Genomic DNA, 16,957 nt, shown 5'->3' with positions numbered 1-16,957 from the left:
GCCAGGGCGCCAGAAAAATTCTGGCACCCTGGCTCTGCCGCGCAGGCCGTCCCGTAGCAGGGGCAAGTCAAATGCGCCCCCGGTCCGCCTTCCCCGCATTGATGTCAAGTGCTCGGGGTTGACGCAGCAGTTCAGTGGAGGCGCGAGTCGAGCAACCCGGCCGCAAGTGCCGGAGCCAGACCGGGCGCCAGCGGGAGCCGTGGAACAACGAGGCAGTGCCACAAGTGGTAGACGTCTGCCTTGCCCGACCACACAGTCGAAGCCACGTTGCCTTGCTCGTCCAGTTCCTGCTTCCAGGAGCCATGCTCGTAGTCGATGAACCAGTCGCGTGCGTGGTCCCAGATCCGTTCGTACCAGTCTGCGTAGCTCTGGTCTCCAGTGGCCATGTACAGCGCCGCTGCACCGCCGATCGCTTCCACCGGCACCCACCGGATGCGGGACGTGACAACGGGCTTCCCCTCCCAGTCCACGGAGTACACGAAGCCGGGATGGCCATCCGGCTGCCAGGCATCGCGGATGGCGGCGTCGAACAGGCCCCGGGCGTCCTCCGTCAGCCAGGACGGCGCCTCCAAGCCCCGGGCCTCGAGGCCGGCCCGGAGGTGCAAGAGCAAGCGCGCCCATTCCACCCAGTGTCCGGGCGTTCCGCCGTAAGCACGGAACTGGCTTGCGCGGTCGTCCGTGTTGTACTCCGGAATCGGATTCCATTCCGAGTCGAAGTGCTCAAAAACGCGGTAGTTGTTGTTGCGCGCGAAGTGATGAATAAGCACTTCGGCGATGTGGAGTGCGCGTTCGATCCAGCGGTTGTCGCCGGTCACGTCAGCAACAATGAGGTAAGCCTCCACGGAGTGCATGCTGGCGTTGCCGCCACGGTAGGCCTCGGTTTCCGTGAAGTCGCGGTTCCAGGAGTCAAAGCACATGTTGGCTTCGTGGTCCCAGAATTTGGAGTCGGCTATGTGCAAGGCTTCCTCGAGCAACTCCTGCGCGCCCGGCCGGCGGGCCGCGACGGCGCTGGCCGCTGCAAGAAGTACGAACGAATGCTGGTACCCGGACTTTGCGTCGTTCACGGGCCCGTTCTGGTCCACCTCGGCGTACCAGCCGCCATGCTCAGTGTCACGGAAAACTCCGTTAAGCGCGGCTATGCCGTGGTCCACCATGGATGCCGCACCGGGCCGTCCCATCAACGCTGCCACCGCGAAACTGTGGACCATTCGCGCAGTGATCCACAGGTGGGTCGGCTTGCCCGGGTCCACCTTGCCGTAGTTGTCGAGCCAACCGAATCCTGTGGCGACCTTTGAACCGGCCGCGAAGTTGATGAGCCGGTCCGTTTCTGCTTCGAGCCAACGTGCGTGAGCGGCGCTGTTCAGCCACGTCATGTGCTTCTCCTCAATGATTATGGGGCCGCCAAAGGGGCCTGTTGCGATCTTAACTCCTTTTGGTGAAATTCCACCAAAGAGAGTTTGAATTCAGACATTTAGATTTCAAGGCTGCGCCAAGGTTGACGACGCGCCGTGCAGCGGCGGGTTCCGCCGTCGTCAATCCGGACGTAAGGATGCCCGACGCCGGTCAATCGCCAGGGCGGGTCAGGAACGAGCCGCTCCGGCAGGCAGGCAGGACCGCGTAATGCGGTCAGGCCGCCACGATGAGTTTCACATCGGCAGCCTTCAACGCGGCCTCAATCTCCCGCGGCGGCGGCGCGTCCGTCACCAGAACATCGACCGCATCAAACACCGCCAGTTTGGCCAGCGCATACCGCAGCATTTTCTGGTGCGTAGCGACCACTACCACCTGCTCGGCCGATGCCATGAGGGCGAGCTTCGTGGCCCGTTCAACATCACGTTCAATGTAGAACGCTTCATCGTGGATCCCGCTGACTCCAATGAAGGCGGTCTTGGCGCGCAGGCCCTGGGCGGCACTGACTGTCATGGGACCGTTGAACGCCTGGCTGTCCAGCAAGAGTTCGCCGCCCAGGCAAATGGTCCGTGCGGACGTCAGTTGCAGGCACCGCTGAATGGCTGGCGCCGAATGGGTGATGATCGTGCCCATGAAGGACGCCGGCAGTTCCTGGGCGATCTGGTACGTCGTGGTTCCTGCATCAAGGATGATGGCGTCACGTTCGGCCACCATATCCACGCAGGCCTTGGCAACCCGCTGCTTCGCATCGGCATCCTCACGGGCACGTGCCGCGAAGTCAGCGTTTTGTCCATGTCCCTCAACCGCACTGACCCCACCATGGACCACCTTGACCAGTCCCAGCTTGGACAGCGCCCGGGTGTCGCGGCGGACTGTCATGTCCGAGACGTCGAAAGTCCCGGCCAGGTCCGCCGTGGAAAGGAACCCCCGCCGGCCGAGCTCGTCCAGAATGGTGCGCTGACGCGGCGTCAGCGGCGCCTCTTCCCGTGCGATGCTCATGGCTTCCCCTTTCCTGTCATGCCCCTGGACGACCTAAGGTGTCGCATTGTGTTGCAATTCCAACACAATCCTACTTATCTCCGGGCGCCAACCATCGGCGCCTGGAGTTCAATGGCGCGTCCTTCCACAATGGACTGCTCGGCTGCAAGGCCCATCCTGACTGATTGAAGGCCATCCGCCACTGTCACATCCACAGGCCCCTCACCCAGTATGGCCTTTCGGTAGCCCAAGTGCTCGTAGTAGGTGGAACCGTGGTGCGCCCCTGCGGCAAGGACTGCCTCGTCCACTGGAACGTCATGCTTTTCCGGACCCAGCGGCGAGCGCGGACTGAACTCGACGGTTGCTTCGGTTTCGTCGCCTTCGATCCAGTGGTTCGCAGCCACCGGGATGAGGGTCTCGATCTTGGCTGCGTCCCCCACGATCGAGATGCGCTCCTGGAACTTGGATCCCTCGGCGAACATGGACAGTTCGAGCATGGCCCGGCGGCCGCCCTTGAAATCGACGATCACATAGGCGTTGTCCACCATGTCCGGTGTGCGTCCGTCGTAGGACTCGTCCAGGTGGTTGACGTCGTGCCCGCCACTGGCGTAGACGCGGGTGGGCTCGTCCTGCAGGATCAGGCGCATCAGGTCGAAGAAGTGGCAGCACTTTTCCACCAGGGTGCCGCCGGTGCGCTCGGCGAACCGGTTCCAGGCGTCCACCTTGTGCAGGAACGGGAAGCGGTGTTCGACGATCGAGAGCATGTGGATGTTTCCGAGCTCGCCACCATGCGCGGCCTGGATGATTTCCTGCACCGGCGGCATGTAGCGGTACTCCATGGCAACCCATACGGGGGCGGGGTACGAACCGGCCAGCACTTCCAGTTCGTCGGCCTGCTCCGCACTGGTGCACACCGGCTTCTCCACCAGGACCGGCAGGTTGGTGCCGCTGGCGAAGATGTCCTTCAGGATTCCCAAATGTGTATCGTTCGGGCTCGCGATCACGAGGGCGTCCACCAGCCCCGATGCCAGCAGGTCCTGGTGCGAGGAGAACGTCTTCACCTCATAGCCAATTTCGCGAGAGGTCTCCTCGAGGGAGGAGGGCGTGGGATCGGAGACCGCTGTGATGCGGCTTCCTGGGATCAAAGCAAGGTTTCGCACATGTTCGCGGGCCATGTGGCCGGCGCCGATGAGGCCGTAGCGAATGGTCTGGGCTGTTTCCTCAGAGGGCAATGCCATGAGCTGCTCCGTTTCTCTGCGTTGAGTGGGGGATCGACGTTGCATCCCAAACATCACTATACAGAATGTGTTGTTTTTCACACATAGCGTGTGTATATTTTTTCAAACCAGCCCAACTACAACGAGGTGGATCGTGCCCCAACCGTCATCCGGAACCCTTCTCTTCGTCGGGTGTGCCACTTTGGACTCCATCGCCCTGGTGCAGGAGTATCCCGGTGCCGACAGCCGCACCGTAGCCGCAGATTTTGCCACTGCAGGCGGTGGCCCGGCCGCCACGGCGGCAGTCGCGGCAGCCCGTGCCGGAGCAAAGGCGGCCTTTGCCGGCGTCGTAGGTGAAGACGAGGAAGGCGACCGGATCATCAGCGGCCTCGAAGCGGAAGGCGTGGACACCTCGGCCGTCATCCGCAACCCCGCGGTGAAGACGGGCGCCAGCGTGATCGTGGTCAGCAGGTCGACCGAAAGCCGGGCGATCGTCACCCGGCCCGTGCCTCCCGTCCGCTTTCCCGCAGGCAGCCGTTTCCATGAGCTGGTGCGCAGTGCGGACTGGGTCCATGTGGACCACTTGGGATGGAATTCCATTGCCGATCTGCAGGGCCTGCGGATCAGCGTGGATGCGGGAAACCCCATCCCCTCCTTCAGCCCCGAAGGTGTGGCGCTGTACGTTCCCACGATCGAGCGCTTGCGGGCCGAGTACGGTGACCACCTGTCCCCTGGGGCCCTTGTGCAAAAAGCCGTCGACGCCGGTGCCTCCGCCGTGGTGGCCACGGCAGGTTCCGCGGGAGCCTGGGGCCTGGAGCGGGACGGCGTTCCCTTCCACGTACCGGCAACAGCGGCAGAGATCGTATCGACGCTTGGTGCCGGCGATGTCTACCACGGCGCTATCCTGGCCGCCGTCGCAGCCGGACTCCCCCTGGCGGAGGCAGCAGCCTTCGCCGGCCGCACAGCCACGGCTTCGTGCGCAGGTCTGGACGGACGCTCCATGATTCCCCGGCAGGCCATCACCCCCGTTTTGACCATCAATCCCACTGCCTAGCTGAAAGAAGCAGCCCATGACCACCACCGACCTTTCTCCCCTCCAGCGGCCTTCAGGTGCGTTCGCGATGCTCGCAGTCGATCAGCGCGAAGCCATGCGGAACATGTTCGCCGAGCACACCGCCCAGCCCGTCACCGACGAGGACCTCCGTGACTTCAAGCTCGCGGCCGCCCGGATCCTCACTCCGTATGCATCCGGCGTTCTCATCGACCGCCAGTTCGCACTGGACCAGGCCATTGAAGCGAACGTCGTCGCGCCCGGCTGCGGGCTCATCGCCTCCGCAGACCACTTTGAATCTGCCCACGACGAGCTGGTGGGCGAAGTGACCATCGACAAGCTCGTGGATCCCGCCAAGTACGCAGCGCTGGGCGCGAAGGCCCTTAAGCTTCTGGTGCTCTACCGTCCGGACGAGCCCGCCGAAGGCCGCGTGGCAATGGTCCGCGAGTTCGTAGAGAGCTGCAAGTCCGCCGGGCTCATCAGCATCATCGAACCCGTCTCCCGTAAGCCCCTGGCCGGTGGCGACTTCGATTGGAATGCCGGCATCCTGGCCGCAGCCAAGGAACTCGGCGGCCTGGGGGCCGACCTTTACAAGGCCGAGGTCCCGTTCAAGGGCCAGGCCCCCGAAGCAGAGGTCCGGGCAGCGTGCGCCGAACTGACCAAAGCCATCGACGGCCCATGGGTGGTCCTTTCGTCCGGAGTCCCGGAGGACGTCTTCCCCGACGCCGTGCGGTGGGCGTGCCTGGAAGGGGCCAGCGGGTTCCTGTCCGGACGGGCCGTTTGGGCGTCCTGCATCGGCTCCACCGACGTAGAGGCGTCCCTGTCCACGGATGCTGTCCGTCGGCTGCAGCGGCTCTGCGCCGTAGTGGACGAGGTGGTGGCGGCACAACGCACCACCGCCTGATCCTTCCAGCGGCCGTGAAAGCGCCCCATTCCAAACAACGCCCCATTCCAACCAGGCACAGCAACACTCAATGAGGAGAATATTGTGAATCAAATTTCACGCAGGCAGGCCATGGCCGTTCTCGGCGCCCTGGGTCTCGGTGCCACTGCAGCGGCATGCGCAGGACCCGGCGGTTCCACAGCCCCTGGTGGCGCCACCGGGCCGGTTGCTCCGGCCACCGGTGACATCACTGGCAAGGTGTCCTTCGCCCACTGGCGTGGCGAAGACAAGGCAGTGTTTGACGAGCTCATCAAGCGCTTCGTTGCAAAGAACAGCGGCGTGGAGGTTGTCCAGGACATCTCGACCTCCAACGACTACAACGCCCAGGGTTTGCAGAAGGTCCGGGGCGCGGCCATCGGCGACGCGTTTGCGACCTTCCGGGGTGCACAGTTCAAGAACTTCGGTGAGGCCGGAATCTACACCGAGCTGAAGAACAGCAAGGCCGTTGGCAACTACCAGAAAGGCCTGCTCACAGCCGGGCAGTCCGGCGACAGTCAACTTGGCCTGCCCTACCAAGTGGTGTTCCCCATGCCGATGGCCAACACCGAGCTCTTCGACAAAGCCGGCGCGGAGCTGGCACCGAAGGACTGGGACGCCTTCCTGGCCATGTGCGAGAAGCTGGCGTCTTCCGGTGTCACGCCCATCTCGTGGCCCGGCGGCGATGTGGGAAACGGTGGCCAGCTATTCAACTGCATGATCGCCAACAACGCCCCAGTGGACGACATGTGTGCACAAATCGAGCAGGGCAAGCTCAAGTGCACTGACGACTGGTTCATCAGGATGTTGAACCAGTACAAGGACCTGGCGCCGTTCCTGCAGTCCAACGCCACGGGCACCGCGGTGGAGCCGGCACAGAACCTGTTCTCCCAAGGCAAGGCCGCCATGCTGGCCACGGGTTCCTACCACCTCGCGGCGGTCCGGAACCTGGGCGCGAAGTTCCCGATCGAGTTGGTTTTCCCCAATACTTCAACCGACGGCAACGCCAAGTATGAGGGTGTCTACAACGCCACGTTCATCCTCGGCGTCAACTCGGCCAGCAAGCACCAGGCCGCGGCGGCAGCCTGGATCGATTTCCTGTCCGAACCGGAAAACGCCGGGTACTACGCCAACCAGACAGCCCAGCACGTCTCGGTCAAGGACGTCGACTACACCAACGCGGACCTCAAGCGGCTGAGCCCGTGGCTGGACAAGAAAACGGCGCTGGCCGCCCGCTTCCAGTTCCTGAACCTGGACGTCCGCAATGCCGTGGAGGCAAGCGCGACGGCGGTCATCTCCGGTACCAGCCCTGAACAGGCGGCCGAAGCTGCCCAGAAGATTGTGGACGAAAGGCTATGAGCACCCACACCGGAATGGCTGCGAAGCGAAAGGCACCGGAAAGCAGCGCGGAAGCTGCCACGAAGAAGCGCCGGTCCCCTACGCGCGTAAATCCTGCGCTGTACCTTTTCCCGCTCCCCGCCGTTGCGGTCATCGCCTTCTTCCTGGTGATGCCCACCCTCCAGGCTTTCCAGTATGCCGTCACCGACTGGAACGGCTTCTCGGCAGCGTTCAACTACGTGGGCGTGGACAATTTCATCCGGGCGTTCACCAAGGACTCGTTGTTCACCAACGCGCTGACCAACAACCTGAAGTTCGTGTTGCTGGTGGTCATAGCCCAAACCGCATTCTCGCTCCTGCTCGGCCTGCTCCTCACCAAGAACTCCCGCGGCAGCATCCTGCTCCGCGCCTTGTTCTTCTTCCCCACCATCCTGTCCTCCGTGTCGGTGGCCTTTATTTGGAAGTTCATCTACGATCCCAACTTCGGCCTGGCCAACTCGGCCCTGGGTGCGGTGGGACTTGGAGGACTCCAAGGGTCCTACCTCGGAGATAACAACCAGGCGCTCTACTGGGTGGCCGTGACCCAGGTCTGGTTCCACGCCGGACAAATGATGGTGGTGTACATCGCCGGGCTGCAGTCCATACCGCGCGAACTCTACGAAGCAGCGGAAATGGACGGCGCCAACAAATGGCAGCAGTTCAAGTCCATCACGTGGCCTTTCGTGGCCCCGGCAACGTCCATTGTGGTGGCTTACACCACTGTGCAGTCGTTCAAGGCTTTCGACCTGATCCTTGGTATCGCGGGCAACCCGCCCAAGAGCTCTCTGGACATCCTCTCCACCCGCATCTACAGCACTTTTGCCAACTCGGAGTTCGGCTACGCCGCCGCACAGTCGATCATCTTCATGGCGATGATCGCCCTGGTCACCTGGCTGCAGCGCCGGTTGCTCCGGCTGACCCCGAAGGGGGAATAACAGCATGCTCGCTTCAATCAGCCGCCGCGCCATCCTCGGTATCTACGCGCTCATCATCATCATTCCGCTGACCGTTGTTGGTTTCGGAAGCTTCAAATCCACGCAGGAACTGTTCGAGGGTCCGTTCAGCCTGCCGCAGTCCCTTTCCCCCGCCAACTACGCCGAGGTGATCGGTGGCCAGGACCTGGGTTCCTCCTTCTGGAACAGCGTCGTCGTCACCGCCATCTCCGTACCAGTCACGCTCTTTATTGCCAGCCTGGCCGGTTACGCCGTGTCGCGGCTCAGGGGCTTCGTGTCCTGGGCCATCTTCGGCTTCCTGGTGCTGGGCATGGCCATTCCCGCCCAAGCCAACATGGTTCCGCTCTACGTACTTTTCGGACGGCTGGGACTGCTGGACAACCTCGCGGGACTGATCGTGGCCAACGTGGTCTCGACACTGCCCATCGCCGTGTTCATCCTTGGCGGCTTCATGCGGACGCTGCCCAAGGAACTCTACGAAGCCTCCTCCATCGACGGAACCGGACCGTGGAAGACCTACGCCTCGATCGCACTGCCGCTGTCCGCACCATCAATCGCGGCCGCAGCAATCTTCCTTTTCGTCATCCATTGGAACGAACTGCTGTATCCCCTCCTGTTCATCCAGTCCCCCGGAAACCGCACGCTGCCCTTGGCGTTGCTCAGCTTCCAGGGCGAATTCCAGACCAACTACCCGCTGCTGTTCGCAGGAGTCATCCTGGCTTCCCTGCCGGTGGTGGTGGCCTACATCTTCCTGCAGCGCTACTTCGTGGCAGGCATCACTGCCGGCGCCAGCAAGGGATAACCACGCCACCCAGCGGAAAGGCACTACGCATGAACCTGAAATCTGCACAACACCTGATCAACGGAACCTGGCACTCAGCCGGAACCTCCAAAGACGTCACGGATCCCGGAAACGGTTCCACTGTGGGTGAGGTTGCCTGGGGCAGCGCGGACCACGCTACCCAAGCCGCCGATGCGGCCGCCGAAGCGTTCGGCAACTGGTCCCGGACCACCGCCCGAACCCGGGCCGACCTGCTCCACAACGCCGCCGGTCTCTTGGCCGAACGCCGCGACGAACTGGCCCAAACCTTGGCACTGGAAGCCGGCAAACGGCTTCCCGAAGCACAGGGCGAAGTGGACTTCTCCGTGGAGTACCTCCGGTGGTTCGCGGAGGAAGCCCGGCGAACCACCGGGACAGTCAGCCCACCTGAGCTCCGGGGACGCCACCACCTCAGCTCCCGCAAGCCGATCGGCGTCGCCCTGAGCCTCACACCCTGGAACTTCCCGGTGTCCATCCAAGCCCGGAAACTCGCGGCCATGCTCGCCGCCGGCTGTACCGTGGTGGGCCGGGTCTCCGAGAAGGCACCCCTTGCCGCGACGGGCCTGTTCGAAATCCTGTACGACGCAGGGTTCCCCGCCGGCGTCGTCAACCTTGTCCATGGACCATCCCGGGAGGTGACCGGGGCCCTGCTCAAGCACCCCGCCGTTCGGGCGGTCAGCTTCACAGGATCCACCGGCGTCGGACGACAGATCATGGCCTCCGCCTCCGAGCGGGTCGTCAGGCCGCTGCTCGAGCTGGGCGGCAACGCGCCGTTTATCGTCTTTGAAGACGCCGACCTCGATGCCGCCGTCGACGGCGCAGTGCTTGGCAGGCTCCGCAACACCGGCCAATCCTGCGTGGCCGCCAACCGCTTCCTGGTCCAGGACAGCGTCGCGGACGAATTCGCCCGGAAGCTGGCCGCACGGTTTGATGCGATGACAATTGGGCACGGCGTTCCCGACGGCGGCACACCGGTACCGGACCTTGGTCCCGTGATCGATGCCGAGCGCGTGGCGGCTGTCCAGGCCCTGGTGGGCGACGCCCTCAACCGCGGCGCCCAACGGGTCACCAAGCGCACCGAGGTTCCTGGCGAAGGATCCTTCATGGCACCCACGCTCCTCGTGGACGTTCCCGACGACGCGCTTCTGGTGAGCGAGGAAGTCTTTGGTCCGGCGGCTGGCGTCGTAACTTTCGCTTCGGAAGAGGAAGCGATCCGCAAGGCGAATGCCACGGAAATGGGCCTCGCAGCCTACGTCTGGACCAACAGCCCCAAGCGCGGCTGGGACATTCCCGAGCAGCTGGAAGCCGGCATCGTCGGCGTCAATGATCCCCTTCCGTCGGTGGCCTTCGCGCCCATGGGCGGGGCCAAGCAGTCCGGCCTGGGCCGGGAAGGATCCAGCCTGGGCCTCGAGGAATTCGAGGAGGTCCAGTACGTTGCCTGGAAAGCCTAGATGCTGACCACCGGGCTGGTGCTGGGCGCCGTCGTGATGGGCGCCGGGATGCAACGGGTGACAGGGATGGGATTCGCCCTCGTGGCGGCTCCCTTCCTGGTCCTGCTGCTCGGTCCAGTGGAGGGCGTAGTGCTGGTCAACGTCTGCGGAGCCGTGACGGCCGGGGCCATCATCTTCCGGGTAGCCCGGGATATCGACTGGAAACGGTACCTGGCACTGGCCGCATCAGCCCTCCTGGGGATTGTCCCCGCGGCCATCCTCATACGGTTCATGCCGCCTCCGGTACTGGAGATCTCGATCGGCGTCATCCTCGCCGTCGGGCTGACAATCCTGCTGTTGATGAAATCCGCGGTCCTGCCTAAACGTCGCCGGTACCTCTTCACCGCCGGAGGCCTCAGCGGTTTCATGAACACCGCGGCCGGGGTGGGAGGGCCAGCCGTCAGCATGTACTCCATCGCAACCCGGTGGCAGCACAAATCGTTCGCAGCCACCATGCAGCCCTACTTTTTCACCATCGGCTCCTTGTCGCTCGCCTCCAAGGCGGTCACCGCACCGGAATCGTTTCCCGTCCTCCCGGCAACTATGTGGGTGGCAGTCGCCGTCGCCTGCCTGGTGGGCCTCGTCCTGGGCGACCTCGCCTCCAAGCGCGTCTCTGCGCGGGCCGCGCAGATCCTGCTGATCGTGCTGGCCTATCTCGGTGCGGCAGCCACCATTGTCCGCGGCGTCCTCGACGCCGTCAGCTGAACCCCATACCCCCTACGAAAAGGACCATCATGTTTGACGTCTCCTCCAAAGAAAGCACCCTGCGAGTTTCCACCTCCAACGGGGAACCCGTGTCGCTCACGGTTGATCCGAGCGGAGTCCGAGTTGAGATCGACACCAACTGCGGGTGCAGCGAAACCCCTGAGCGGCGCGTCGGCTCGTACACGGATACCGACTTCGGCGCTCGCTGAATCATGGATCTTTCTTCGTCATTCAAGGCCTACGATGTCCGCGGCATCGTCGGCACATCATTGACCGACCAGGTTGCCGAAGCCATCGGTGCCGCTTTCGTCGACGTCCTGGGCCTTGCCGGGAAGACCGTGCTCTGCGGCGGTGACATGCGTCCGTCATCTCCGGGGTTTGTCTCTGCATTTTCGCGCGGTGCCTCCACGCGCGGCGCCAATGTGTCCGACCTCGGCTTGATTTCAACCGACGAGCTCTACTTTGCCTGTGGATCCCTCAACTCGGCGGGCGCCATTTTTACGGCCAGCCACAACCCGGCACAGTACAACGGGATCAAAATGGCTAAGGCCGGAGCCGTCCCCGTTTCCGCCGATTCAGGGCTGTTCGACATCCGGGACCTCGCCGAGCGCTACCTCGCTGAGGGAATTCCGGCAGCCGGCTCACGGGGGACCGTGGTTGCACTGGACGTACTTGGCGACTACTCACGCAAGCTGCGGTCCCTCGTGGATCTTTCCGGCGTCCGCCCACTCAAGGTGGTGGTGGACGCCGGAAACGGAATGGCCGGGATGACCGTTCCGGCGGTGCTTGGCAGCCAACTTCTGGAGGCCCTGCCGCTGACGATCATCCCCCTGTACTTCCAGCTGGACGGCACCTTCCCGAACCATCCGGCCAACCCTTTGGAACCAGAGAACCTCCGCGACCTGCAGGCGGCCGTCGTCGTGCACGGCGCCGACCTTGGGCTGGCGTTCGACGGCGACGCTGACCGCTGCTTCGTGGTCGACGAAACCGGCCAACCCGTGACGCCATCCGCCATCACCTCCATGATCGCCGTGCGTGAGATCGCCAGGGCCCAAGGCGCCGGAGAAGTGGAGCCCACCGTGATCCACAACCTGATTTCCTCGCAATCAGTTCCAGAGTTCATCCAAGCCGCCGGTGGCCGGCCCGTACGTACACGTGTGGGCCACTCGTTCATCAAGGCCCGCATGGCCGAAGAGCATGCAGTTTTCGGTGGCGAGCATTCCGCCCACTACTACTTCCGCAACTTCTACAATGCGGATACCGGCATGCTCGCCGCAATGCACGTCCTCGCAGCTCTCGGCGAGCAGCCCGGAACTCTCTCCAGCTTGGCGCAAAAGTACGAACCGTATTCCTCTAGCGGTGAAATCAACTCGGCCGTGGCGGACACGGCCAGGTCCATCGCGGACATTCAGGGCTCATACGAGGGCATGGACGGAGTCCTCCTGAATGATTTGGATGGTCTGACCGTGACCGCGGAATCAGGAGACTGGTGGTTCAACGTCCGTGCGTCCAACACCGAGGAATTGCTGCGGCTGAACGTCGAGGCCAGGGACTCGGAGACCATGGGGCGTGTGCGTGACGGTGTGCTTGAGGTGATCCGGCGCTAGGGCTGGGCAGGTCTGAAGTGTCAGCGCTCCGGGCTCAGCGTCTTCGAAAAAACAACCCCACCGTTGGCGTTGCGCAGGCTCACGTTAAAGGTGTTGTCGGAACCAAGTTCCACATGCCCGAAGAACTGGTTCTCCCCGTTGCGCGGGGACTCACCAGGGAACCGGCCTGCCTTGGAAAACACGACGTCCGGCCCGAAAGTCCCGTCCATGTCGTTCGGGCCGAAGGAGCCCGCGTTGATGGGACCCGCAACGAACTCCCAGAACGGCTGGAAGTCCTTGAAGGAAGCCCGCTCCGGAGAATAGTGGTGGGCGGCGCAGTAGTGGACATCGGCCGTAAGCCACACCGTGTTTTTCACGCCATACTTCTTGAAGGCGCTCAGGACCCCGGCGATCTCCAGTTCCCGGCCCAGCGGCGCACCGTTGTCCCGGTTGGACAGGCTCTCCTGGTTCACGGGACCGTCAGGCACCACGATGCCCAAGGGCAGGTCCGCGGCGATGACCTTCCAGGTGGCCTTGGACTGCCGGACTTCCTTGATCAGCCAGTCCACCTGTTCCTGGCCCAGGATGTTTGTGGTGTAGGGCTCCTTGCCGTCGGTGTTCGGCGACTTATAGGTCCGCATGTCCAGGCAGAAGATGTCCAGTTGCGGGCCGCGCGGAATCTTGCGGTAGATGCGCGCAGGCTGGTACTGGCCGGCGTCGTAAGTTCCGGGGCGCCACAGCGCCGCGGAGTCCGCGATCGGCATGTTTTCCTGCCACGCCTGCCGCCCACGCGCGGCGAGGACGTTGACGTTGCGTTCGGTGTAGCGGGCGTCGTCCAGGACCTGGCCCGGGTACCAGTTGTTGTGCGTTTCGTGGTCGTCCCATTGGGCAATCACCGGCACGTCGGCGAACATGGCGCGCATGTTGGCATCGAGCGAGTTGTAGCGGTGCCGGCCGCGGAATTCCTTCAGGGTTTCGGCCACCTTGGACACTTCCTCGGTGACGATGTTGCGCCACACCTGTCCGTCTTTCTCCGTGACACTGGCAGAGATGGGCCCGTCCGCGTAGATGGTGTCACCGGAATGGATGAAGAAGTCCGGGCGGACGTCATGCATGGCCTTGTAACCACGCATGCCGCCGATCTCCTCGTTGATGCCCCAGCCTTGGCCGGCGGTATCGCCGGTCCAGACAAAGGACTGGGAGGACGACGCCGGGCTGCCGCCTCCGCGGCCGTCTTTCGTGCCGCCGTCGTTGGGTTTACCGCCGGGAGCCGTGCTGAAAGTGCCTTGCCCAACCTCACCCGTGCCGTTCTCATCCTCGAAGTTCAGCTCCAGCCTGAACCTGGTGCCCGGGGGCAGTCCCTTGGCGTGGATTTTCGCGGTGAAGTCGCTGGCTTCCGTGGCCAAGGGTCCACGAATGGTTCGGCTGAACCCGTAGCGCCCGCGCAGGAGCTCCCCGGCGTCGTCGATGGCGTTGAGGGTGGCGGTGAGACGTCCGGGTCCTGAGGCGCGCGACCACAGGACGGCAGAATCCGTGGTGACGTCGCCGGTGGCAATGCCCGTGGGGAGGGTGAGTCGCCTGCGGACCAGCGGGATGGCTGCGGGCGCTGCGCCCGCCGGGGTGGCGGACCCCAGGGCGAGGCCGGTCAGCGTAAGGCCGGCGAGGGAGGACTTGACGAGGGTGCGGCGTGAAAAGTCGGTCATGGCATCCACCCTTTCCGGCCGTCATGAACGGAAGGTGAGGGTGGGGTGAAGGTTCTTGCGGGGTGCTGCTTGGCGAAGCATGGCCGGAGTTCCGGCAACCTTTTCCGGTTACCCCTCGACATACATGATAAGCATGCTTAGCATTGTTCGTGCAGCATCGCTTTTGCTGACGGACCGGCAGTGCGTCCCCGGACAACCTGCTGGCTGAAAGCCTCAGGCCCTCCGAGCATTCAGGCGGATCACAGGGCCAATCCTGCATTTCCAAGTTCCTTGCTGGTTCATCACCCGTATCCGGGCGATCCCTTGCGCCAACATCACAGATTTCCAGACACCCGGCGTTCCCGACCCGCGCCAGCAATACGTGGTGAAGCGGCATGGGCAGAACAAAAGAGTGGAAGATGAAGGCAGTAGTTTACAAAGGACCCAACGACGTCAGCGTCGAGGAAATCCCCGATGCCAAGATCGAACACCCGGCCGACGTACTGGTAAGAATCACCTCAGCGAATATTTGCGGCTCGGACCTCCACATGTACGAGGGCCGGACGAGCTTCGAACCGGGGCGTTCCTTCGGACACGAGAACCTCGGGGAGGTGGTGGAGGTCGGCCCCGCGGTGAGCAAAGTCAAAGTAGGCGAGCGCGTGGTCCTGCCCTTCAACGTCGCCTGCGGCTTCTGCAAGAACTGCGAGCGGGGCTTCACCAACTACTGCCTGACGATGCAGCCCGAGCCAAAGCTTGCAGGCGCTGCCTACGGCTTCGCTGACATGGGCCCGTACCAGGGCGGTCAAGCCGAGTACCTCAGGGTTCCATATGGCGACTTCAACTGCCTGCGGTTGGGTGAGGACGCCGTCGAGAAGGAGCTCGACTACGTCATGCTGGCGGACATCTTCCCGACGGGTTGGCACGCTACCGAAATGGCCGGCGTTTACCCGGGCGACTCCGTGGTCATCTACGGCGGCGGCCCGGTGGGACTCATGGCCGCCTACTCCGCCGTCATCAAGGGCGCCGGCAAAGTCATGGTGGTGGACCGCCACAAGGACCGGCTGAAGCTGGCCGAACAGATCGGAGCCATTGCCGTCAATGACGCCGAAGTGGATCCCGTGGAATTCGTCAAGGACCAAACCATGGGCTTTGGCGCAGACCGCGGCTGCGAATGCGTTGGCTATCAGGCCCACGATCCCGAAGGCAACGAACACCCCAACCAAACCCTGAACCGGCTGGTGGACTCCGTCCGCTTCGTCGGTGGCATCGGCGTGGTGGGCGTTTTCCTGCCGCAGGATCCGGGTTCCCCCGACGAACTCGAGAAGCAGGGCCAGGTCGCCTTCGACTACGGAAACTACTGGTTCAAAGGCCAGACGATGGGCTCCGGCCAGTGTCCGGTCAAGAAGTACAACCGCGCCCTCCGCGACCTCGTCGCCGGCGGAAAGGCAAGCCCTTCCTTCATCGTCAGCCACGAGCTGAGCCTCGATGAGGCGCCGACGGGCTATAAGAACTTCGACAGCCGCGAAGACGGCTGGACGAAGGTCGTCCTCCACCCGGCCGGAGCTTGAGAGGGATCTTCCCATGTCACAACCAACCAGAAACAGGACGGGGTACTGATGAAGGCAATGGTTTACCGCGGCCCCTACAAAGTCAGGGTCGAAGAGAAGGACATTCCTAAGATCGAGCATCCGAACGATGCGATCGTCAAGGTCAGCGCCGGTGCCATTTGTGGCTCCGACCTGCACCTCTATCACGGCATGATGCCGGACACCCGCGTGGGCATGACCTTTGGCCACGAGTTCGTGGGCACAGTTCACGAGGTGGGCTCGTCCGTGCAGAACCTCTCGGTGGGCGACCGCGTGATGGTGCCGTTCAACGTGTACTGCGGCTCCTGCTATTTCTGCTCGCGCGGCCTCTACTCGAACTGCCACAACGTAAATCCGAACGCGACGGCGGTGGGCGGCATTTACGGCTACTCACACACCTGCGGCGGTTACGACGGCGGTCAGGCGGAATTTGTGCGGGTTCCGTTCGCGGACGTTGGGCCTTCAAAGATCCCTGACTGGCTGGAGGAAGAGGACGCGGTGCTGCTCACCGACGCCCTGCCGACCGGCTACTTCGGCGCCCAGCTTGGGGACATCGTGGAAGGCGACACCGTGGTGGTGTTCGGTGCCGGCCCTGTGGGGCTGTTTGCCGCAAAGTCGTCCTGGCTGATGGGTGCCGGTCGCGTGATCGTGATTGACCACTTGGAATACAGGCTGGAGAAGGCACGCAGCTTCGCCCACGCCGAGACGTACAACTTTGCCGAGTACGGCGACATTGTGGTCCACCTCAAGAAGGAACCGACTTCCTGGGTGCCGACGTCGTTATTGACGCCGTCGGGGCCGAAGCTGACGGAAACTTCCTGCAGCACGTCACCAGCAGCAAGTTCAAACTGCAGGGCGGCTCGCCCATCGCACTGAACTGGGCGATCGACTCGGTGCGCAAAGGTGGGACCGTGTCCGTGGTGGGCGCCTACGGTCCGATCTTCAGCGCCGTGAAGTTTGGCGATGCGATGAACAAGGGCCTGACTTTGCGCATGAACCAGTGCCCGGTCAAGCGGCAATGGCCGCGGCTCTTCGAGCACATCCGGAACGGGTACTTGAAACCAAGCGACATCGTCACCCACCGGATTCCGCTTGAACACATCGCCGAGGGCTACCACATGTTCTCCGCCAAGCTGGACAACATCATCAAACCGCTCGTTATCGCCGGCCAGTCCTGAAGGGA

The 16,957-nt window shown here is 63.4% G+C and carries 14 protein-coding genes and 1 pseudogene; 11 read left to right on the top strand and 4 right to left on the bottom strand.

The features are described 5' to 3' along the window. Positions 1 to 131: 131 nt before the first annotated feature. The 3 genes from PQ627_RS18170 to PQ627_RS18160 all read right to left on the bottom strand — a co-directional run bounded on the left by PQ627_RS18170 (position 132) and on the right by PQ627_RS18160 (position 3,626). A complete protein-coding gene (locus PQ627_RS18170) occupies positions 132 to 1,373 on the bottom strand; it encodes an AGE family epimerase/isomerase (protein WP_274262786.1) in 1,242 nt (413 codons plus the stop codon). 253 nt (positions 1,374 to 1,626) lie between these two features. Then, positions 1,627 to 2,409, bottom strand: coding sequence for a DeoR/GlpR family DNA-binding transcription regulator (locus PQ627_RS18165; RefSeq protein ID WP_262277358.1), 783 nt, complete (start codon positions 2,407 to 2,409; stop codon positions 1,627 to 1,629). 74 nt (positions 2,410 to 2,483) lie between these two features. Beyond that, a complete protein-coding gene (locus PQ627_RS18160; protein ID WP_274262785.1) occupies positions 2,484 to 3,626 on the bottom strand; it encodes a Gfo/Idh/MocA family protein in 1,143 nt (380 codons plus the stop codon). A 133-nt stretch (positions 3,627 to 3,759) separates the two neighbouring features. Here PQ627_RS18160 and PQ627_RS18155 point away from each other — a divergent pair, with 133 nt between their 5' ends. The 9 genes from PQ627_RS18155 (at position 3,760) to PQ627_RS18115 (ending at position 12,527) form a co-directional block, all read left to right on the top strand. Further along, positions 3,760 to 4,659 carry a carbohydrate kinase family protein gene (locus PQ627_RS18155; protein WP_262277356.1) on the top strand — a complete coding sequence of 300 codons (900 nt, stop codon included), beginning with the start codon at positions 3,760 to 3,762 and terminating at the stop codon, positions 4,657 to 4,659. Positions 4,660 to 4,675: 16 nt separating this feature from the next. Next, complete coding sequence (locus tag PQ627_RS18150; RefSeq protein WP_262277355.1) at positions 4,676 to 5,560, top strand: aldolase; 885 nt, start codon at positions 4,676 to 4,678, stop codon at positions 5,558 to 5,560. Between the two features lie 84 nt (positions 5,561 to 5,644). Further along, positions 5,645 to 6,934 carry an ABC transporter substrate-binding protein gene (locus tag PQ627_RS18145; protein WP_262277354.1) on the top strand — a complete coding sequence of 430 codons (1,290 nt, stop codon included), beginning with the start codon at positions 5,645 to 5,647 and terminating at the stop codon, positions 6,932 to 6,934. Continuing rightward, on the top strand, positions 6,931 to 7,887 hold the full coding sequence (locus tag PQ627_RS18140) for a carbohydrate ABC transporter permease (protein ID WP_274262784.1): 957 nt from the start codon (positions 6,931 to 6,933) through the stop codon (positions 7,885 to 7,887). The genes PQ627_RS18145 and PQ627_RS18140 overlap by 4 nt, the downstream gene beginning before the upstream one ends. Positions 7,888 to 7,891: 4 nt before the next feature. After that, complete coding sequence (locus PQ627_RS18135) at positions 7,892 to 8,707, top strand: carbohydrate ABC transporter permease (RefSeq protein WP_262277352.1); 816 nt, start codon at positions 7,892 to 7,894, stop codon at positions 8,705 to 8,707. Between the two features lie 29 nt (positions 8,708 to 8,736). Then, positions 8,737 to 10,176 (top strand): NAD-dependent succinate-semialdehyde dehydrogenase, encoded by a 1,440-nt coding sequence (locus PQ627_RS18130; RefSeq protein ID WP_262277351.1) that lies wholly within the window; start codon positions 8,737 to 8,739, stop codon positions 10,174 to 10,176. Next, positions 10,177 to 10,920 carry a sulfite exporter TauE/SafE family protein gene (locus tag PQ627_RS18125; RefSeq protein WP_262277350.1) on the top strand — a complete coding sequence of 248 codons (744 nt, stop codon included), beginning with the start codon at positions 10,177 to 10,179 and terminating at the stop codon, positions 10,918 to 10,920. Positions 10,921 to 10,949: 29 nt separating this feature from the next. Then, positions 10,950 to 11,129, top strand: coding sequence for a hypothetical protein (locus PQ627_RS18120; protein WP_262277349.1), 180 nt, complete (start codon positions 10,950 to 10,952; stop codon positions 11,127 to 11,129). 3 nt (positions 11,130 to 11,132) lie between these two features. Next, positions 11,133 to 12,527 (top strand): phosphomannomutase/phosphoglucomutase, encoded by a 1,395-nt coding sequence (locus PQ627_RS18115; protein WP_262277348.1) that lies wholly within the window; start codon positions 11,133 to 11,135, stop codon positions 12,525 to 12,527. Between the two features lie 20 nt (positions 12,528 to 12,547). Here PQ627_RS18115 and PQ627_RS18110 read toward each other — a convergent pair whose 3' ends face one another. Next, on the bottom strand, positions 12,548 to 14,209 hold the full coding sequence (locus PQ627_RS18110) for an alkaline phosphatase D family protein (protein WP_274262783.1): 1,662 nt from the start codon (positions 14,207 to 14,209) through the stop codon (positions 12,548 to 12,550). Positions 14,210 to 14,607: 398 nt separating this feature from the next. Between PQ627_RS18110 and PQ627_RS18105 the strand changes: the two genes are divergently transcribed. Next, the gene (locus tag PQ627_RS18105) at positions 14,608 to 15,756 is read left to right on the top strand and encodes a glutathione-independent formaldehyde dehydrogenase (protein ID WP_144661609.1); all 1,149 of its coding nucleotides are present in this window, start codon (positions 14,608 to 14,610) and stop codon (positions 15,754 to 15,756) included. 48 nt (positions 15,757 to 15,804) lie between these two features. After that, positions 15,805 to 16,952, top strand: a pseudogene (locus PQ627_RS18100) (zinc-dependent alcohol dehydrogenase). The last annotated feature ends 5 nt before the right edge of the window (positions 16,953 to 16,957 follow it).

The sequence above is a fragment of the Paenarthrobacter sp. AB444 genome, from assembly GCF_028736865.1.
Classification (GTDB): domain Bacteria; phylum Actinomycetota; class Actinomycetes; order Actinomycetales; family Micrococcaceae; genus Arthrobacter; species Arthrobacter nicotinovorans_B.
The sequence above is the reverse complement of the archived record's forward strand: the minus strand, read 5'-3'. Positions and strand labels throughout refer to the sequence as shown.

Bases quoted from the DNA above. Each gene is read 5' to 3' on its own strand.
- PQ627_RS18160 (WP_274262785.1), bottom strand. From the start codon at position 3,626: ATGGCATTGCCCTCTGAGGAAACAGCCCAGACCATTCGCTACGGCCTC.
- PQ627_RS18120 (WP_262277349.1), top strand. From the start codon at position 10,950: ATGTTTGACGTCTCCTCCAAAGAAAGCACCCTGCGAGTTTCCACCTCC.
- PQ627_RS18150 (WP_262277355.1), top strand. From the start codon at position 4,676: ATGACCACCACCGACCTTTCTCCCCTCCAGCGGCCTTCAGGTGCGTTC.
- PQ627_RS18110 (WP_274262783.1), bottom strand. From the start codon at position 14,209: ATGACCGACTTTTCACGCCGCACCCTCGTCAAGTCCTCCCTCGCCGGC.
- PQ627_RS18130 (WP_262277351.1), top strand. From the start codon at position 8,737: ATGAACCTGAAATCTGCACAACACCTGATCAACGGAACCTGGCACTCA.
- PQ627_RS18105 (WP_144661609.1), top strand. From the start codon at position 14,608: ATGAAGGCAGTAGTTTACAAAGGACCCAACGACGTCAGCGTCGAGGAA.
- PQ627_RS18165 (WP_262277358.1), bottom strand. From the start codon at position 2,409: ATGAGCATCGCACGGGAAGAGGCGCCGCTGACGCCGCGTCAGCGCACC.
- PQ627_RS18135 (WP_262277352.1), top strand. From the start codon at position 7,892: ATGCTCGCTTCAATCAGCCGCCGCGCCATCCTCGGTATCTACGCGCTC.
- PQ627_RS18125 (WP_262277350.1), top strand. From the start codon at position 10,177: ATGCTGACCACCGGGCTGGTGCTGGGCGCCGTCGTGATGGGCGCCGGG.
- PQ627_RS18115 (WP_262277348.1), top strand. From the start codon at position 11,133: ATGGATCTTTCTTCGTCATTCAAGGCCTACGATGTCCGCGGCATCGTC.
- PQ627_RS18140 (WP_274262784.1), top strand. From the start codon at position 6,931: ATGAGCACCCACACCGGAATGGCTGCGAAGCGAAAGGCACCGGAAAGC.
- PQ627_RS18170 (WP_274262786.1), bottom strand. From the start codon at position 1,373: ATGACGTGGCTGAACAGCGCCGCTCACGCACGTTGGCTCGAAGCAGAA.